At 56.4% G+C, this 18066-nt stretch carries 16 protein-coding genes; 4 read left to right on the top strand and 12 right to left on the bottom strand.

Features of this window, described 5'->3' with window-relative positions:
• Positions 1 to 23 precede the first annotated feature (23 nt).
• The 9 genes from ABD735_RS16215 to ABD735_RS16255 are packed head-to-tail and all read right to left on the bottom strand — an operon-like array spanning position 24 to position 10022.
• A complete protein-coding gene (locus ABD735_RS16215; protein WP_344808370.1) occupies positions 24 to 1097 on the bottom strand; it encodes a glycosyltransferase in 1074 nt (357 codons plus the stop codon).
• A gap of 34 nt (positions 1098 to 1131) precedes the next feature.
• Positions 1132 to 2043 carry a glycosyltransferase family 2 protein gene (locus ABD735_RS16220; protein ID WP_344808372.1) on the bottom strand — a complete coding sequence of 304 codons (912 nt, stop codon included), beginning with the start codon at positions 2041 to 2043 and terminating at the stop codon, positions 1132 to 1134.
• The gene (locus tag ABD735_RS16225) at positions 2040 to 3302 is read right to left on the bottom strand and encodes a glycosyltransferase (RefSeq protein WP_344808374.1); all 1263 of its coding nucleotides are present in this window, start codon (positions 3300 to 3302) and stop codon (positions 2040 to 2042) included. Before ABD735_RS16225 ends, ABD735_RS16220 begins: the two co-directional genes overlap by 4 nt.
• On the bottom strand, positions 3299 to 4285 hold the full coding sequence (locus tag ABD735_RS16230; RefSeq protein WP_344808376.1) for a glycosyltransferase family 2 protein: 987 nt from the start codon (positions 4283 to 4285) through the stop codon (positions 3299 to 3301). Before ABD735_RS16230 ends, ABD735_RS16225 begins: the two co-directional genes overlap by 4 nt.
• Positions 4282 to 5340 carry a glycosyltransferase family 2 protein gene (locus ABD735_RS16235; RefSeq protein ID WP_344808378.1) on the bottom strand — a complete coding sequence of 353 codons (1059 nt, stop codon included), beginning with the start codon at positions 5338 to 5340 and terminating at the stop codon, positions 4282 to 4284. The genes ABD735_RS16230 and ABD735_RS16235 overlap by 4 nt, the downstream gene beginning before the upstream one ends.
• A complete protein-coding gene (locus ABD735_RS16240; protein ID WP_344808381.1) occupies positions 5337 to 6314 on the bottom strand; it encodes a glycosyltransferase family 2 protein in 978 nt (325 codons plus the stop codon). Before ABD735_RS16240 ends, ABD735_RS16235 begins: the two co-directional genes overlap by 4 nt.
• Complete coding sequence (locus tag ABD735_RS16245; protein WP_344808383.1) at positions 6311 to 7741, bottom strand: oligosaccharide flippase family protein; 1431 nt, start codon at positions 7739 to 7741, stop codon at positions 6311 to 6313. Before ABD735_RS16245 ends, ABD735_RS16240 begins: the two co-directional genes overlap by 4 nt.
• Positions 7738 to 8934, bottom strand: a complete 1197-nt coding sequence (locus ABD735_RS16250; RefSeq protein WP_344808385.1) for a glycosyltransferase family 4 protein — start codon at positions 8932 to 8934, stop codon at positions 7738 to 7740. The genes ABD735_RS16245 and ABD735_RS16250 overlap by 4 nt, the downstream gene beginning before the upstream one ends.
• On the bottom strand, positions 8931 to 10022 hold the full coding sequence (locus tag ABD735_RS16255) for a glycosyltransferase family 2 protein (protein WP_344808387.1): 1092 nt from the start codon (positions 10020 to 10022) through the stop codon (positions 8931 to 8933). Before ABD735_RS16255 ends, ABD735_RS16250 begins: the two co-directional genes overlap by 4 nt.
• 254 nt (positions 10023 to 10276) lie before the next feature.
• Between ABD735_RS16255 and rimO the strand changes: the two genes are divergently transcribed.
• Positions 10277 to 11665, top strand: coding sequence for a 30S ribosomal protein S12 methylthiotransferase RimO (gene rimO / locus ABD735_RS16260; protein WP_344808389.1), 1389 nt, complete (start codon positions 10277 to 10279; stop codon positions 11663 to 11665).
• 61 nt (positions 11666 to 11726) lie between these two features.
• On the opposite strand, the gene ABD735_RS16265 is transcribed toward rimO, so the two are convergent.
• Positions 11727 to 12317, bottom strand: a complete 591-nt coding sequence (locus ABD735_RS16265; RefSeq protein ID WP_344808391.1) for a HupE/UreJ family protein — start codon at positions 12315 to 12317, stop codon at positions 11727 to 11729.
• A 328-nt stretch (positions 12318 to 12645) separates the two neighbouring features.
• On the opposite strand from ABD735_RS16265, the gene ABD735_RS16270 reads away from it, so the two are divergent.
• The 3 genes from ABD735_RS16270 to ABD735_RS16280 all read left to right on the top strand — a co-directional run bounded on the left by ABD735_RS16270 (position 12646) and on the right by ABD735_RS16280 (position 16075).
• Positions 12646 to 13131 carry a DUF3015 domain-containing protein gene (locus ABD735_RS16270; RefSeq protein WP_344808393.1) on the top strand — a complete coding sequence of 162 codons (486 nt, stop codon included), beginning with the start codon at positions 12646 to 12648 and terminating at the stop codon, positions 13129 to 13131.
• A gap of 150 nt (positions 13132 to 13281) precedes the next feature.
• Positions 13282 to 15210 carry an Lnb N-terminal periplasmic domain-containing protein gene (locus ABD735_RS16275; RefSeq protein ID WP_344808395.1) on the top strand — a complete coding sequence of 643 codons (1929 nt, stop codon included), beginning with the start codon at positions 13282 to 13284 and terminating at the stop codon, positions 15208 to 15210.
• Positions 15197 to 16075 carry an alpha/beta hydrolase gene (locus tag ABD735_RS16280; protein ID WP_344808397.1) on the top strand — a complete coding sequence of 293 codons (879 nt, stop codon included), beginning with the start codon at positions 15197 to 15199 and terminating at the stop codon, positions 16073 to 16075. The genes ABD735_RS16275 and ABD735_RS16280 overlap by 14 nt, the downstream gene beginning before the upstream one ends.
• Here ABD735_RS16280 and tpx read toward each other — a convergent pair.
• A complete protein-coding gene (gene tpx, locus ABD735_RS16285; RefSeq protein ID WP_344808503.1) occupies positions 16035 to 16532 on the bottom strand; it encodes a thiol peroxidase in 498 nt (165 codons plus the stop codon). The genes ABD735_RS16280 and tpx overlap by 41 nt on opposite strands.
• A 69-nt stretch (positions 16533 to 16601) precedes the next feature.
• Positions 16602 to 18050: an Asp-tRNA(Asn)/Glu-tRNA(Gln) amidotransferase subunit GatB gene (gatB, locus tag ABD735_RS16290; RefSeq protein WP_344808399.1), complete on the bottom strand. Its 1449-nt coding sequence runs from the start codon at positions 18048 to 18050 to the stop codon at positions 16602 to 16604.
• Between the last annotated feature and the right edge of the window lie 16 nt (positions 18051 to 18066).

Here is an 18066-nt window from a genome sequence, read left to right on the forward strand (position 1 = left end):
GTCTATCCCACCCAACGGCGAGGCTAAGCCCGAGACGCTGCCTTGTCCCATAGATCGGTCAGCAAATGCTTGTGTCGCTGTATGTCGGAGCGTCTGGCCTGCTCAAATCCGGCCTGGCGCATTATTTCCGGCACTGGACGTGAAATGATGTCCTTGACCTCTTCAATGCTGTCATACAGGAAACCGGCGTCGCCGACGTAGTCCTTGAGATCCGGACGGATGTTAGGCATGCAGACGCCGGTACCGGATGCCTGCGCTTCGGCCACCGCCATCGGCCAGCCTACCGTCGCGAGGTCGAAATCTGCTGTGTACACGAGCCACTGGTGCTTCTTGTACTCTGCAGGCATATCTTCTGGCTGGACGATAGGCATGAAGTTGACTGCGCCGCCCTTCTTTTCGTTATATTCCTGCAAATCGTCGCTGCGGTACCCCATGGCATAGAGATCAAAGGTTTTCTCTGGCAGCATACGGGCGAGTTCGATGAAGTCCTCCATGCGCTTCTTCGGGATCGCTGCCCCGGTATTCATGATGCCCTCACCATTTGGGCTGGTGTCATGAAATTGGTCGTAATTGATGATGGCCGGGCAGTCGATGATCTTGCTCCGCTCGACGCCAGCACCTTCCATGAACGGACGTGCCCAGGGGAAACCCAGCACCCCCAGGCACAGCTCGTGATTTGCCCAATGCAGATTGCGACGGATCTTTGCCACTTTCTTGTATTGCGGCGACTTGCGCCAGACCAGCGCGCGAAGCTTGCCTTTCAATCCTTTGGGGCGCAGAGCCATCGTGTCGAAAGAGTGTGAACGAACTGTGAAAGGAGTCCCCGTTTCTGCTGCCAGCGCTCCGACGAAGTCGAGCTGATTCAGATAATGGGTATGCAGAACATGTGGTTGGAATTCATGGATGATATCGCGTGCTTCTGCACTACTGCTGATCTGCTGAAATGGGTAGTGTTTGCGATAGGGTACATTGGAGGGCTTACGCGAAATAATCCGGACTTCATAGTCATCATATATCGCCTCCAGTTCTGACTTGAGATAAGTCTGTGAAATCTGGGGAAAGCCTCGAACAATGAACAATACCCTCGTCTTACTCATGTTGATCCTCTTCTGCCTTATCTGATGCAAAGCACTATGGTATGAAGCGCTTTTTCACGGCGACTATCGTGTGCCAGAGCGAGCGACTTGACTGACGCCAGGCCTGCTCTGGATGAATCTGAAATGCTTTCAGGAAATATTTGAGGGCGTGTTGGTGTTGACCAAGTTGCCGCGATTTAACGGCATGGCGATACACGAAATCGGCATACATCCTCGGGCTGCTGCGAAACAGCTTTCCATGCTTCTGAATCAGCCGCTCGAAGCTCTCCTGTCGCAGCGCACGGTTGCCAGAAATGCGATCGCCATCGTGGCTGATGAGCTGATAGGTCAGCCTCGGGATGCCAAGAATCGAGCAGACGGCGTTGAGTCTGAGGAACATCTCGGTATGCACCCGAGAACGAAAATCCTCGTCGTAGCCACCGATCTCGAGCAGGAGATCGCGCTCAACGACCAGGGTCTGTTTGGAGATGAAAGACTGGCCCTCAGGAATAGGCTCGAGGAAGAAGCGGCTACCTTTGGGAAGCGTAGGTGGTAGTCGCGTTTGCTGGCGCTGGCCATGCTTATCGATGACTTCCAGTCCAGAAAGCACCGCGATGGGGTCCGGTAACGATTTATCGTCATGAGCCTGTGCCAGGGCCGCCATCGAATCCGCCGCCATATTTGGCAACAGTCGATCATCATCATCGAGATAGCAGACGTAGCGTCCGCGCGCAGCCCTGAGACCAGCGTTACGAGCGCTGGCATTGCCAGCATTCTGTTCGAGCCGAACAACGCGAAGCCGGGGATGCTCTGGCAGACTGATGGGCTGGGGCGAACCATCATCCACCACCAGTACTTCGAGTGACTGAAAGCTCTGCTCGAGGGCGCTGTTTACGGCCCGGGGCAAAAGCTCAGGCCTGTTGTAGCTCGGAATGATGACAGTCAGCTCAGGTGGCATAGGGTTCATGGCTGTTCGCTTATCGCTCTGTAAATGTCGTTCAGCTGATCGTTCAATCGACGCTGGTCATAATCAGCTTCGACTCGCGCCCGCCCAGCGCTGCCAAGTGCTGCCCAGTCTTCTGGTTTCGCCAGCAGCTCAGAGAGAGCGGCTGCGATGGCGCCTGCATCTCGCTCGGGCACAAGTCGGCCGGATACACCGTCTTCCACGAGCTCTGGAATACCGCCGTGCCAGGTGGAAATCACAGGCAAACCCATGGCCATGGCTTCTTTCGCTGTGTTTATCGCAGCATCCTGATCACCATTGGCTGCTGTAACACTGGTGGCGAGAAAAAGGTGGGCGGAGTGGAGCAGGTTGACTACATCGTCGTGGTTGCCCGCGCCGTGGAACTTAACCGCATGGCGAATGCCCAGCTGATCAGTAAGGGCTTCGAGCTCCTGTCGCAAGGGTCCATCACCTAGGATATGGTATTCGAGGGCCGGCCAGCTCTGTAGCGCCTTGGCAAAGCCCTGCAGGCAATAGCTGACGCCTTTTTTTTCGACGAGCCGCCCCACTGAAGCGACGACCGTGTTGCCCGCTGTGGGTGCGTGACGGGTCCTGAAGCTGAAGCGATCGGTCACTACCCCTGATCTTTTGACCGTCAGACGCTCGCTATCACAGCCGAGTTGCAGCAGTTTGTCGCGGAAGAAGTCACAGTTGGTCAGGAAATAGTCGCCTTTCCTGAACAGCTCGGTGTACACCTCGCCGCCCACCTCCTGTACATGCCGACTGACGTCGTGCCCTCTGAACATGGTGATCAACTTGCCTTGCAGCACACCGCTTTCGCGAAACTGCAGACCTTTGAGACCGAGAAGCCCAAACTGACAATGGATGACATCGAAGGGTTTCATGCTCAGCAAGCGGAGGGCCTGATGCATGAATTTAGCACGGTCACCAGTGGCACCGAAATGCTGATGGTCATACCTGGCAGCCAGGGCAGGGAGGAAGCGCCTGTATTGCCAGAGTATGGCAAGCAACTTTTTGATCCAGGGCCCAGGAGACCTTGGCACACCGAGATACTCTGTCCGCGACAGCATATCCCATTTATTGAAATCACCGTGGACGACAGTCTCGCTAGGGGCTGCTGCCAGCGAAAGTATCGTGACATCGTGGCCTCGCTCCATTGCGCCGGCTACTTCATTGATAATGAAAGACTCGGAGAGCACCGGAAAGCGATCGACGATGAAGGCAATGCGCAGCGGTCCGGGCTTATCCTGTTTACTGCTCATGCCTGGCCTCTTTTGCGCAGTTTCGTCGCTAATCCGAAGATAGCGACCCGCAGAGGCTGCGGCATTTGCGCGGCGAGCACGGCCACACTGACTGACCATCCCTCATAGCGACGGATGACGCTTGTCGGATGTGCCCGCCAGGCCTGTAGCATGAGCTTCAGGGCGTCACGTGATTCACCGCCTCTATAGGCTGACTTGGCGAGAAACAGGCGTTGACGTGCACGCGCCTCATTCACAACTTTTTCAACGATGCCTGGTTGAAGCGTTCGCGCCTTCTGGATGACCTTTTCCCAGTTTCTTGCCATCCGCCGCCAGTCGCTGGTGATCTGGCCGGGTCGCGTACGCTGGTCTACAAGCACCTCGGGGACCTCTGCAAAATTATCTGGTCGCAAGTGGGCGACTCGCAGCCAAAGATCGAAATCTACATGTGAGCTGAGCGTATCATCGAAACCACCGGCATCCACCAAGGCCTGCTTGCGGGCAACGACGAGCGTTGTCACGATGGGGTTGTTGCGCACGAGGTCTGCGAAACTGAAGGCATCCGGGCGACCTATAAAGCCTGTGGCTTCGCCATGCTGATCAATCGAACGGAACCACGAGAAGCTCAGGTCTGCCGACTGCCGTTTTTCCAGTAGTGCCACGTGTCGGGCAAGTTTCTCGGGATACCAGAGATCATCAGCATCGAGAAAACCAACGTACTGCCCGCGAGCCACTGCCAGTCCTGCATTACGTGCGGCGCTCGGGCCACCGTTAGATTGATGGATCACCTGCAAGCATGGTGTTCTGCCAGCATGACTGGTCTCAATGCCTTTCAATACTTCAGCAGTGCCATCACTCGAACCATCGTCGACGACAATGATTTCCATATCCGCGAGGGTTTGTCTGAAGAGTGAGTCCAGCGCCTGAGCAATATAAGGCGCCACGTTATAAGCCGGTACAATGACACTGGCTAGTGGCCCGCCTTCAGATGCCGAAATGCTCACTTCTGCGCCATACCCGCAGCGCCACTGTGATTGCTTTCGCCGCCCACGATAGTGATAGGCTTGCGATCATTCCAGGCGAACAGCAGGCGGTTGATGCCACGGTCGACCAGCACCGAGCCTTCAACCAGGGCCTTATTGAAGCGCTTGCCGCCCTTGCCGCCGGTCAGTGACTTGATGAAGGGGACGATCATGAAATGACGGCGGCGCTTGCCGATGCTATCGAGTCGCTTCTGCAACATCCGGTCGATCGTCAGGTTCCACTTGTCCTTCAGGTACAGCAGGCTGCTGCGCTCGGAATTATCACCCCAGCGGTACATGAAGAAGGGCACATCGTAGTGCATGAGGCTGGTATCGAAGAGATAAGTAACGATAGATTTCGGCTCCAGCCATACCGTCCCGCCCTTGTGCATGACGCTGATGCAGAAATCCACATGCTCCCGGGTATTGAGCACATTTGGGTCGAGTCCGCCGACCTCGTCGAGGTAGTCCTTCCGAATCATCATGCAATGAAATTCAGCAAGCTCGGTCTGCTTGCGTTCCAGCGGCACCTTATCCACCCGCTTTTTCTGCTCGGCCAGCAACTCATATAAATGTCGTTGAATCTTTCCTTGCTCATCAGGTTTGGACTTGATGCCACAGACGCCGCCGGCGCAGTGAATGATGCTATGAATCGGCCTTCCTTCGCAGATCAGGGGACCGGTAACAGTCGCCCCCGTTTCTTCCGCGCAGTCCACCAGGGCTTCTAACCAGCCGGGCGATACAACCACGTCGTTTTCCACGAAAGCGATATATTTGCCCCTGGCTCGCTTCAGGCCGATGTTTCTGGCTACGTTCGTGGGTAGAAAGCGCTCTACCCGAACATGATCGAAGCCATTGTCAGTGCAACGTTTCGCGATACCGTCACGCACTGGCTTGGGCGAGCGTCCATCGACATAGATGAGCTCATAAGGCCCCTTGGTGTGAGCGATGATGCTGTCGAGCGAGTCGAAGGTGCAGCTGAATTTTTCCCGTGGCACTACGATGAGTGTGACCAGTGGTCGCTTGTTTGACGTCATTTTTTCACCTTGATCGTTTCGCTATCGGATAGTATTTCAGTGGGTCTGGTCAACGCTGCGCGGCGACCCTCAACTACGCCCAATGCCCAACTGACGGTGCCGCAGAGCACCAGTGGAGACAGGACGAGTAGTCGCAGGAACAGTAATGGGCTCCAGCGTGCCGTTCGCATCGACATATAGACGCCACGTTTGAGAACAAGCACCGGCAGATACCAGTAGGACGAGCTCAGCCGCTGTTCGATTGGATGGGTCAGCAGCGCGTGCTCGCCACGTGCCTGGCCGAACCGACGGTGGTGCGCCCAGAAGGTAGACAGGGTCCTGCGACCACGATGTCGAATCATCATCAGTGGCTCGAAGCGCAAGGCGTTTTCAGCCTGCGCAGCAATCTGCTGGGTCAGAAGCACGTCTTCACCTATCGGTACATCGGGAAAGCCGCCCATAGCCATGAACACGGCGCGCTTCACGGCCAGATTGCACGACGGCATATACGCCAATGGCCCGGCCGGTCGTCTTGCTGGAAAATCGTAAAACTGAAGAAAGTTGTCAGCGACGGCAGTGAAATCGTACGGTGCAATGTCTCCGACCGGACCACCAGCCCCGTCCGCGCCGGTCTGTAGTGCGGCCACTGCACTGTTGAGCCAGTGGCTGTCCGCCGTGCAATCGGCGTCGATGAAAGCAATCCCTGGCGCCTCGGTAGCATTCGCTCCCAGATTGCGCGCGGCTCCGGCAAACAGTGGCTCACGACTTTTGATCAGACGAGCACTCGAATACTGGTTCACCAGCAAGCGAATTGATTCGGACTCTTGTCGCGCCTTTTTGCCGCTATTTTCGCCGTTACTGTCAACGACAATGATGTCGAAAGCCTGTTCCATATCCTGTGCTGCCACACTTTGCAGACAGGCCTCGAGGGCCGACGCGTCATGTCGGCACGGGATAATGACAGATATGACGGGCGAGGGCGTGATGCGGTTCATGCGCTCAGCCTCGCCTGCAGATAACCGAAGGCTCTGCTGATCTCCTGCGCGATTGGATGTCTGAACAGGTAGACCGCGGCTAGCCAGGCCAGTCCGAAAACCCCGCTCACCCAGATGAAGCGAACGATGGGATGAAGCTCGGGCATCATCGCAAGCCAGGTAAATAGGCCGGTGAACAGGGTCATCAAGGCGCTCGTTACAAATGGGCGGATCAGCGTTAACAGGCGCAGTTCGACGGATTGTCTTATGAGCCACAGAGACACCAGACCTTTCAGTGAGGAGGCCACCACGAACGCCAGGCAGGCGGCCTCCAGCGAGTGAAGGCTGCCGAGCATCGCGAATGCTATGGTGATCAGCTGAATGCCTAGCTGCAAGGGGAGAAAGGCCCGCAAGAGGTCCAGCACCACAAGGAACTTGTAGGCGCCGAAGCTGAATGGCAAGAAGATACCGCTGAGGCAGAGTACCCGAATTACAGGTATGGCCGCTGTCCATTGATCACCGAGCAAGGTCAGTACTATGGGCTCAGCGGCTATAGCCATGTAGAGGAAGAAGGGCCAGGACAGCCCGCTGATGAATGCCAGTTTATGGGTATAGGCGTACTGAAGATTGCCACCTTCCCGAACAGTTTTGGACAGGTAGGGGAGGAGGACAGGCAGCAAACCCTTCAGCAGGAGTTCATTGGAGATTTTCGTGACCTTCTGGGCTCTGTTCAGCAGGCCCAGACCGGCGTACCCGAGCAATCCCCCTATTGTCAGACGGCTGACCGACTGACCGATCGTCGATAGTCCATTCATTGCAGTATTGAGGATGCCGAATCCAAGCAGGTCGTGAGCCTTGCGCAGCGAGGGCAGGACCCAGCCGTGGCGCTGATGGTGCACCAGGGCAACAGCCACGAGTACCAGTTGCTCTAGTAGCAAGCCTATGGCCAGGCCGAGAGCGCTATAGCCAAGATAAACGAACAGAATGCTTCCGAACACCAGGGCACAGTCTTTCGACACGTTGATCAGATAGAGCGTTTGGAACTGCATCTCCCGTAGCAGATTGGCCCGCAGCAGCATGGAGAGTGGGGCCAGCATAGAGCTGATCGCCAGCACGACAATAACCTGCCCCAGCAGAACCTGATCCGCTGGCACGAATAGCGTCGACCCCAGAATGATCAGTAGGCCTGAAGACCAGGACGACACCAGCGCGATGCCAAGTGCGGTTCGTCGATGCTGTGCATCCACGACATCTTTCTTCACCAGGTAGTCGAGCTGACCCAGCTCAACCAGCACACCGCCGAAAGCAACAATCGCCGCACCGGTCGCGAAGATACCCACTTCCTCAGGCAACATAAGTCTGGCAATGACGACCATCGAAATAAACTGAAGAAACATCGATGTGTACTGTTGTGCGTAGGACAGCAGCAGCTTGTTGCGGATACTCACGACGCGGGAAGGGCTCCCGTCAGTGATGATTGCCAGACATTTTCCACAGCTTCCGCGGCCGCTTCCCAGCTATACTGCCGGGTCACCAGGGTCTGCGCTGCGAGTCCGAGACTCCTGGCACGCGTCGGGTCTCTCAGAAGCGCCACAATGGCTTCCGCGAACGCCTGTACATCACCGCTCTCAACTACCAATCCATTCCTGTCGTGCGTGATGGCTTTGGCGGACCCACTGGAGGAGACCGTAGGCGTACCACTCGCCATATAGTTCAGCAACTTCTGCGGGATGCCGGCGCATTCAGCGCGGGGGTTGACCAGCACATCGGCTGCGGCAAGCTCCGCTGGCAGGTTCTCGAGACTGCTTGGCACAATATCGATGGCATCGGCTATCTGCAGGCTGACTGCCAGCTGCTCGAAGGTCGAAAAGTCGCCCTCGGTGACCAGACGGAGACGAGCTTCCGGTTCAGCCGCTTTCACGAGGGCGAAGGCCTGCAGGAGCAGGTCGATACCCTGATAGGCCGCCAGGTTTCCGGCGAAAGCAACTGTTCGTGCGGAAGACTGCACATTTGATTCACTGTGTGGCCCTGCTTTCGCCGCAATCGCCTTCGAAATGAAGTCACGCTCGACACCATTGACGATCGTGGTGACCTGGTGATCAGCTTTGCCAGCCTTGTTCAGGAACAGCTCGCGCAACTCATCGCTCACGGTCACGATATGATCTGCCGAGGCTGGCAGGCTGGCATCCAGCCAGTTACCCACCACCCGCTTGAGACTGTTGAGAGCAGCCGGGCCATAGACGGAGAGCTCTTCGCCGATACGGGTGTGGGCGTCATAGATGATGGGCGTTTCGATGCCTGCCATCCGAAGCCACTTGGCTACCAGAAGCGCTTCGATATGATGGGCGTATATCAGGTCGAACGGTTTGCTGCTGCAGAGCGAGCGTGCCAATTGAAACAGCATGGGATTGAGCAGCATGAGCTTCGTTAGTGACGGCCCCGGCGAAGTCTTGTTGTAGAATTTGAGTGGACGCGTGCGATTCACAGGGAAGGACACTGGAATGGCTTCATCACCCAGGAAATAAGCGGCCACCTCGACTTCATGTCCACGCTCGGCCAGGGCTTCAGACAGTCGATGAATCCGGATTGGCGTGCCGCGCCGCCACGGAAAGGGGCAGGCAGCAAGAACGAGAATTCTCATGAGAAGTACACCTTGCTGACATACCACTGCATCAGCATTTCGACTCGTCCTACCATATCCGCAATGAGCTGGTTGGTCTTGATCGCACTTGTAAGGGGCAGTGGCCCAGGCTTGAGGATGTCTTGATCCCGCTTTTGCCGATGATTCTGCCAATACTGTCGTTGTACGAGCAGTGAGGGAAAGTTGGCTAGCGTCGACCAGAATGCAGCGATCCATTGACGGCCGAAGCCCTTCTGAATCATGCCTGCGAACTGTAATAGTTCGATGACCAGTAGCACCGGGGCCAGCTTGAGCAAGGTCGGGCCGGAAAAGTACTTCAGCATGATCCACCAGCGATTTCGGATCAGGCAGAACATGCGGCGATCGGGAATGCGATAGCCCGGACGCCACGACAAGTCTGCAGTGCCTCCCCCGTGAGACACGACAGCGGAGCCGACGGCCAACACAGTGTGACCGAGAATATTTGCCCGTACACCGAAATCATGGTCCTCCAGATTGAACACCAGCCGCTCATCGAAGGGGAGGCCGCCTCGCCAGCGCCCCCGATGCAGCATGAAGCAGGCCGTGACGAGAGAGGAGGTGCTGGCAGTGCTTGCGGGTACTTCAGCGACGGCAATATTGGCGAAACGTACCGACATCATCCCGGTGAAGTGGCAGTCAGCACTCTCATACTGGATCGTGTCTGGCGCGCTGGCATACAGCACTCTCGGCGCTGCGATGACTGCATTGGCGTTTTCGCTCATGGCCTGGGTCAGATTCCTCACGGCATCAACATTCAGCTGAACATCATTGTCCTGGAACAGGATCAGATCGTTTCTCGCGAGCCGAAAGCCGGCGTTCCGTGCTGCACCCGGGCCACCATTGCTGGCCAGGCTCACAACTGAGACGAAAGGAAACCCCCTGGCTATCTCAACAGAATTATCGGTCGACGCGTTGTCTATGATCAGAACTTCATCGAAATAACCGGTAAACCCGGCCACCGCTTCCAGAGCGGTCATCAGATAATCAGCACCGTTATAATTGATGATGCAAAGGGTAAGGGGGCCGTGAAGCTTTGAAACGGCGAAGTCTCCTGAAGCGAGGGGCAAATAGGATAGAGACTACAAATCAATCATTACAGAATTGTGATATCGATGCAGATTGATCGCATTCTATACAATCCTGAACATGAATTCATCTCGCTTGTCTCGCGCTGCACAGTGCCAGCAGCTTGAGTTTCCGCCTATAACAGGCGGTACTGGCGTCGCTCCGGCTGGTAAGCGTGAGACAAGTGAGCGAAGTTCCAGCTCATTTGGTATACTACGCCCCGCATTTTTCCTTCCTCTAAATTCGAGAGCATTTCATGGCCGTTGACATTCATACGCCTCTGGAAACCAAAGGCGCTGCGCCAAAGATCGGCATGATCAGCCTGGGCTGTCCAAAGGCCCTGGTAGACTCCGAGCGCATCCTGACCCAGCTGCGACTTGAAGGCTACGAAGTCTCTCCAAGTTATGAGGGTGCAGATGTCGTGGTAGTCAATACCTGTGGCTTCATCGACAGCGCTGTAGCCGAATCCTTCGATGCCATCGGCGAAGCGATGCGTTCCAATGGCAAGGTGATCGTGACTGGCTGTCTGGGCGCGAAATCTGGCGATGTGCTCGAGCGCTACCCTGATGTGCTCGCAGTGTCCGGCCCGCAGGCCTATGAGTCAGTGGTCGACGCCGTGCACCAGCACGTGCCAGCGCCGATGGACCATGATCCCTTCACTTCGCTGGTGCCGCCGCAGGGTATCAAGCTCACGCCGCGCCATTACGCCTATCTCAAGATATCTGAAGGCTGCAACCACAAGTGCACCTTCTGCATTATACCTTCGATGCGGGGCCGCCTTGTGAGCCGGCCAATTGGAGAAGTGCTGGACGAAGCCCAACGCCTGGTCGACTCTGGTGTAAAGGAGCTGTTGGTCATTTCGCAGGATACGAGCGCCTACGGCGTGGACCTGAAGTACAGGACCGCGTTCTGGCAGGGGCGTCCGGTCAAGGGGAACATGCTCGAGTTGTGTCGTCAGCTTGGGCAATTGCGCGCAAAGGATGGCAGCAGGGCCTGGGTGAGGCTGCATTATGTCTATCCCTACCCACATGTTGATGAGGTGATTCCGTTGATGGCCGACGGTCTGGTCGTGCCTTATCTCGATATTCCATTTCAGCACGCCAGCGAGAAAGTGCTCAGGGCGATGAAGCGGCCCGCCTACGCTGAAAATACCCTGGCGCGAATCAAGTTGTGGCGCTCGATCTGTCCTGAATTGATCATTCGCTCGACCTTTATCGTTGGCTTTCCCGGTGAGACTGAAGAAGACTTTCAGATCCTTCTCGACTTTCTGGATGAAGCGCAGTTGGACAGGGTGGGGTGCTTTGCTTATTCACCAGTAGAAGGCGCTACAGCGAATGAACTGGCTGATCCAGTCCCGGAAGACGTGAAACAGGAGCGGCTGGCGCGTTTCATGGCCAAGCAGGCTGTCATCAGTGAAGCTCGATTGAAGAATCGCATTGGTGAAGAAATTGATGTCTTGATCGATGAAGTAGTCGATGAGGGTATCGTCGGCCGTTCCAAGGCTGATGCGCCTGAAATCGATGGTCAGGTATTTGTCGACCATCGAAGCGCCGGCGATCGCCTTGAGCTCAAGCCGGGACAAATCATTCGCGTGCGTGTCATCGACTCAGATGAGCACGATCTCTGGGGTGAGCATCTGAGCTGATCTGCCGCAATAGCCTGCGGTTCCTGTGCGAACCCAGGCTATCATCATTCTTACACTGACTTCAGACCGCTGCGCCCAGAAAGGCCAGCCCGGCAATAGTGACCATGCCGCCGATGGTTCTCACGATCGCTCTGCCGGCCGTGCCGGTCAGCAGTAGACCCATTGAAATGCCCGCCAGGTGAAGCAGCCCAGTGGCCATCATGAAGCCCCCAGTGTAGATCAGTGGGCCACTGCTGGCCGGTACTTCGCTGCCATGAGCGAAACCATGAAACACCGCAAAGACGCCAACCATACAGGCTGCAGGCACCAGAGGCATGCGCACACCGAACGCTATCAGGGAGCCGATGGCTATGGCAGACACCGCGATGCCGATTTCAATGCCAGAGAAGACTAGTCCGCTCATTCCCAGCGCCGCACCAAGGCCCATGGCCAGGGGGAAGACGACAGGTAGCAGGAGCATTGCAGTTCTTCCCATGAATGCGCCCCACAAGCCAACAGCTACCATGGCTGCAATGTGATCCCATCCAAGCAGGGGGTGAAGAAAGCCGCTCGCAAAGCCATCTACACTGCCGAGTGTATGGGCGCTGGCGGTCACAGGAAACAGTATGATCAGGCATGCAAAAAACAAGGTCCGGGCTTGGTAGGCAGTCATTGCAGTTCTCCTAGATAGCGGCAATACGGAAGGTGAGAAGTCGTGTCAGAAGCAGGTTATTAACTCAGGCGGCACCGCGCAAGCTGAAAAGTCGGGCATTTGAGATTGTTCAGGCCCCGCGGATGTGCCGCAGTCGGAGGGTTCTCAGCCGGCTTCGGGAGAATTCTGGCCTGAAGATGGCTGATCCTGTATGCCTTTTACCTGATCTATGTTTATACTCGAACCTGTTCCTGTCTGCGCAGTTCGCAGTGAACAGGTTGGCCTGGCAGTGTGTGAAGGCTGCTGGGTAATGGCTATAAAAGCAAAAAACCACATAGGACACAGTACTATGAAAAAGCTTATTCTCGGTCTGGCAATGGCATCGCTCTCTGCTTCCGCCCTTGCTGCCAACACTCACGGTCCTGCCGGTTGTGGCCTTGGCACCGAAGTCGTGTTCAGAGATGCCAACGAGTGGCATGAACACGTTCTCGCTGCCACGACAAATGGCACGTCCGGTAACCAGACTTTCGGCATCACCTCAGGCACGCTCGGATGCCAGGATGCAGGCGGCCCCCTGGCTGCTGACGTCAATACCTTTATCGACGCCAACCTCGAGCAGATTGCTGCCGATACGGCACGTGGTGATGGCGAAACCCTGCAGGCACTGGCTGATGTGATCGGTATCCAGCAGGCTGATCAGGCTCGCTTCAAATCTCAGATGCAGGCCAACTTTGACAGTCTGTTCCCCAGCGAGCAGACCACATCTGGCCAGACCTACAATGGTGTGGTGACTGTGATGGCAAGCGACGCGACACTGGCCAAGTACCTCGGCTAAGACAGCGTAACCTGGCTTATACTACAGCCAGGGCTGGCAGGAGGTCGGAGCGCACGTTCCGGCCTTTTCATTCCATGCTGATGGCGGCGCCATCCTGGCTATCCCTTCGAGAGTATCGGTATTTCACGCTTAGTCCTCTGGCACGTGGCCTTGTCCACAGCCCTGTTCCTGACGGCATCACTATCGGTTTCAGCATCCGAGACAGCTGATACACTGACCCCAATATCACCTGCTGAACTCACGCAGCTCTCTACCGAGTCGACCTGGCTGCATCTGCTGCATTATCATCGGGCGGGCCTGTTATCGACATTTAGTAGCCAGGTCGACGACGACCGATTTTTTCTGAGTCCGAATGGGGCCACTGATCCAGAGGCTGAGATGCTCGCCACCATCGCGGCCTTTCAGCGAGGCGTGAGCGGCAACAACGCCGATGACTCTGCACAGTGCCGTTTCCCCGCCAGATTTCACTGGCTGAGCGAGCGTCTACCGGCACTGGAGCCACTGAGGCTTGACTGCGCTGCCTTCCATGCCTGGTCGCAAAGGATCGGAGGCAAGGGGCTTAGCCTCGTCTTTCCCGCTGCCTTCATCAACAGCCCTTCGTCCATGTTCGGTCACACACTTATCCGGATCGACCGGGGAGAGGGCAGCAATCCGCTGCTCGACTACGCAGTAAACTATGCCGCGAACGCTAACGCAGCAGACGACCCACTCCTGTTCTCGATCAAAGGACTTGCCGGCGGCTACCCAGGTATCGTCAGCATCGTGCCGTATTATGAGAAAGTGAAGGAATATCACTTCCTTGAAAGTCGCAATGTCTGGGAATACGAGCTCAAGGTCACTCAAGCGGAAGTCGATCAGTTCGTGCGTCATGTCTGGGAAGTGCAGCACGCGGAGATGGACTACTTTTTCTTTACTGAAAACTGTTCCTATCAGCTGCTGGCATTGCTGGATGCGAGTAGTGATCGATTCGACTTCACTGATGAATTCCTGGTGCGGGCCATTCCGGGTGATACGGTCAGAATTCTGGTCGAAAATGGGGTGGTCGGTGACACGGCATTTCGCCCCTCCGCCGCGACACAGCTCGCCGCCGAAACCGGTCAGCTTGATCAGCAGCAGGTCGCAGCGGTTCGCGATTATGTCGAGGTGTCCGAAGAGTCTCCGTCCGACTGGCTTGATACATTGCGTCAGGCTGGGCTCAATAGCGATGATGACAGTAGTCGGATCCTGCTTGATACCGCCTATCGGTATGCCCGTTTCCTGGCTGCCAAAAAGAAGGTCAACATTCCTGGTCTGGGCCGTAAGACAGTTCAGTTATTGTCTGCCCGCAGCAAGCTCGGTCCCGCCTCTGCAGCCCCGTTAGTAGATCGACCTGCTGTTCGCGACGACGAAGGGCATGAGACCTTGCGTCTGGAAGCGAGTGCCGGTGTCGACGCGGACGAACCGTTTCTGGAGTTCGGCGTTCGGCCAGCCTTTCATGATCTGCTTGACCCTATGGGCGGCTACCCTGTAGGTGCATCGCTCGAAATGTTCCGGCTTCGTTTGCGTCAGGCGCTCTCTGAAGATGCGAAACTGAGGGTGCATGACCTGACGCTCATCGATATAGACTCGAGAGCCGTCGTGACACAGCTCGATCGGCCGCTCTCATGGGGGGTGGCAGCGGGCTTCAACAGAGAGTCCACCTACGAGCCTTTCGCGCCGTATTTGCAACCCTCTGTTGGCTTGACCTATGCCCTGGGTGACCAGCCCTCGCTTGCAGGTTCAGGCGATCCGTTGAGCGGTTGGCTCTTCACGGCTCGGGTGAACGGCAGTCTTCGCCTTCACGCCGATATAGAATCTGGTTTTGCGCTGGCGTCCGGACCTGAGCTCGCCCTGTTGAGGCAGTCAGATCAATTCTCGGTCTCGCTGGTGGCTGCGCAGTACTTCCGAGTCGCGGGCCGGAAGACCGATCCGTCTGCTGTCGATATCACCGGCGCCTTGCATTTCAACAGGTCGCTGCAATTGAGACTGTCTACTGGCTACGAAGATGATTCAGCTGCTCAAGGCTGGGGTGGGCGCGCGGGGTTTTATGTGGCCTTCTAACTACCAGAAAACTGCTGCGCTGATGCTCGTGCTGCTATTGAGCGGCTGCGAAAGCCTGACGAGCATGCTGTTCTATCCACAAACGCAGTATCTGCAGACACCACAGCGCTACGCGCTGGCGTGGCAGTCAGTTGAACTGAAGGCGCGGGATGGCACGCGACTCAGCAACTGGTATTTGCCTGCTGTAGGTGAAACAAAAGCCAGAGTGCTGTTCCTGCACGGCAACGGAGAGAATATTTCTACCCACCTGAATGCAGTCGCCTGGCTTCCGGCAGAGGGCTACGCCGTGTTTCTGCTCGACTATCGGGGCTACGGTCAGTCTGATGGCGAGCCTTTGTTGCCAGCCGTTTTTCAGGATATCCATGCGGCCCATGAGTGGTTGCTGAGCCAGAATGAGGACTCTCCTGTCGTGCTGATGGGGCAGAGTATCGGCGGGGCGCTGGGGCTCAGCTATGCTGGCAGCTATCGTAGAGAACTGCCGCAGTTTGATGCGCTGGTCATCGAGTCTGCGCCAGCATCGCTGCCGCAGGTCGCCAGGGAGGCAATGGCCAAACACTGGCTGACATGGCTGCTGCAGGTGCCGGCGCAGTTATTGTTACCGAATGCCTACGATGCTGAGCTCAATGTGAAGTCGCTCGCGAATGAGCCGATCATGTTGCTGCACGGAACGCAGGACAGCATCGTCAGCATCGATCACCTTCAGCAACTGCAGGACAAGCTGCCGAAGGCGAAGGTTCTACGATACCCTGATGGGCATATTCGCGGCTTCGCCAGCCAGTCGGTCCGTGAGGCGGTAACCGACTTTCTGACGCCAGAGGGCTGGTCTACAGTGCTGCGAGCGCCGCCTCATAGTCTGGCTCGTTAGCTATTTCAGCGACCTGCTCGCTGTGAAGCACCCGACCTTCTTCATCAATGACGACGATGGCACGTGACAGGATGCCTTTCAGCGGGCCATCGGTCATGAGTACACCGTAGTCCCTGCCGAAGTTGCCATTTCTGAAGATGGAAGCCACCACTACATTGCTGATGCCTTCAGCGCCGCAAAATCGGCCGATAGCGAACGGAAGATCCGCCGAAATACAGATGACCTTCGTGCCCGCCTGCTGGGCGGCCTTTTCGTTGAACTTGCGAACGGACGTTGCACACGTCGGGGTATCGACGCTCGGGAAGATATTGAGCACGACCTTGCTGCCCTTGTAGTCCGCGAGCGAAATTTCGGACATATCCGCCTTGACGGCCGTAAAGTCAGGGGCATCGTCGCCTTTGGCGGGAAGATCTCCATAGGTAGTCACTGTCGAACCTTTCAATGTCGGCTGAGCCATCATTCTATTCCTTGTAGTGAAGTGCTGTGGTTAAAGCCTGATTCTGCAGTTACATGATGCCCTAAACACTTATTCCGGCAGTTTCTGCTTCAGGATGGTATTGACCTGTTGGGGGTTCGCCTTGCCCTTGCTGGCCTGCATGACCTGACCTACGAAGAACCCGATCATCTTGCCACGTTTGGCCGGCTCAGCAGACTGATACTGCTCGACCTGGGCCGGGTTTGCCGCGATGACCTGATCAACGATGCCCTCTATCGCGCCGCTGTCTGTGACTTGCTTCAGACCTTGTTTCTCGATGATCTCGTCAGCGCTACCGCCTTCTGCCCACATCGTATCGAAGACAGTCTTGGCGATCTTTCCCGAAATCGTGTTGTCACAGATTCTGGCGATCAGGCCACCGAGTTGCCCTGGTGTGAGTGGTGCGGCTTCAATGGAAATGCTGTCCTGATTCAGTCGCTTGCTGACTTCACCCATTAGCCAGTTGGCACTCAGCTTGGCATCTCCGGATTCCCGCGCTGTCGCTTCGAAGAAGTCAGCGAGTGGCCGCGTAGCGGTCAAAAGGCCAGCATCGTAGTCAGACAAACCATACTCTGATTCGAAACGCGCGGCTTTTGCTTCAGGTAGTTCAGGTAAGCTGTCTCGTATGGCCTGGATATAGGCGTCGTCGATGACGACCGGCAACAGATCCGGGTCAGGGAAGTAACGATAATCGTTGGCGAACTCCTTGCTGCGCATGGGACGGGTCTCGTCCTTGTCTGCATCATATAGGCGCGTTTCCTGGGTAATGGCGCCGCCATCCTCAAGAATATCGATCTGCCGCTCGATTTCGCCGTTAATCGCTTTCTCGACGAACTTGAAGGAGTTGACGTTTTTCGTTTCTGTGCGCGTGCCGAGCTCGGTGCTGCCAGCCTTCCTCACCGAAACGTTGCAGTCACAACGCATGGAGCCCTGAGACATATCGCCGTCGGAAATGCCAAGATAGGTAATAATGGTATGCAGCTTGCGGAGATAGGCTACCGCCTCCTTCGCTGACTTGAGCTCTGGCTCTGAAACAATTTCCAGCAGCGGTGTGCCGGCGCGGTTGAGATCGATGCCGGTCATGCCTTGGAAGTCTTCATGGAGACTCTTGCCGGCATCCTCTTCCAGATGCGCGCGAGTCAGATTGATCGTGCGCTGCTGACCGTCTTCACCGCTCTCTATCGAGAGTGTGCCGCCAAGCACAATCGGCGCTTCGAGCTGACTGATCTGATAGCCCTTGGGCAGATCGGGATAAAAGTAGTTCTTGCGATCGAATACAGACTCATGATTGATGTGGGCGCCAATGGCAAGGCCAAAGCGCACCGCCATTTCAAGCGCCTTCTCGTTGAATACCGGCAGCGTGCCCGGCAGGGCAAGATCGACAGGGCAGGCCTGGGTATTGGGCTCGGCGCCGAAGGCCGTGCTGCTGCCTGAGAATATCTTGGAGTCTGTCGCCAGCTGGACGTGAACTTCCAGTCCTATTACGGCCTCCCAGCTCATCGTGGTGTCCTCGCAA

Source organism: Allohahella marinimesophila, from assembly GCF_039538005.1.
In the GTDB taxonomy this organism is placed as follows: Bacteria; Pseudomonadota; Gammaproteobacteria; order Pseudomonadales; family Oleiphilaceae; genus Allohahella; species Allohahella marinimesophila.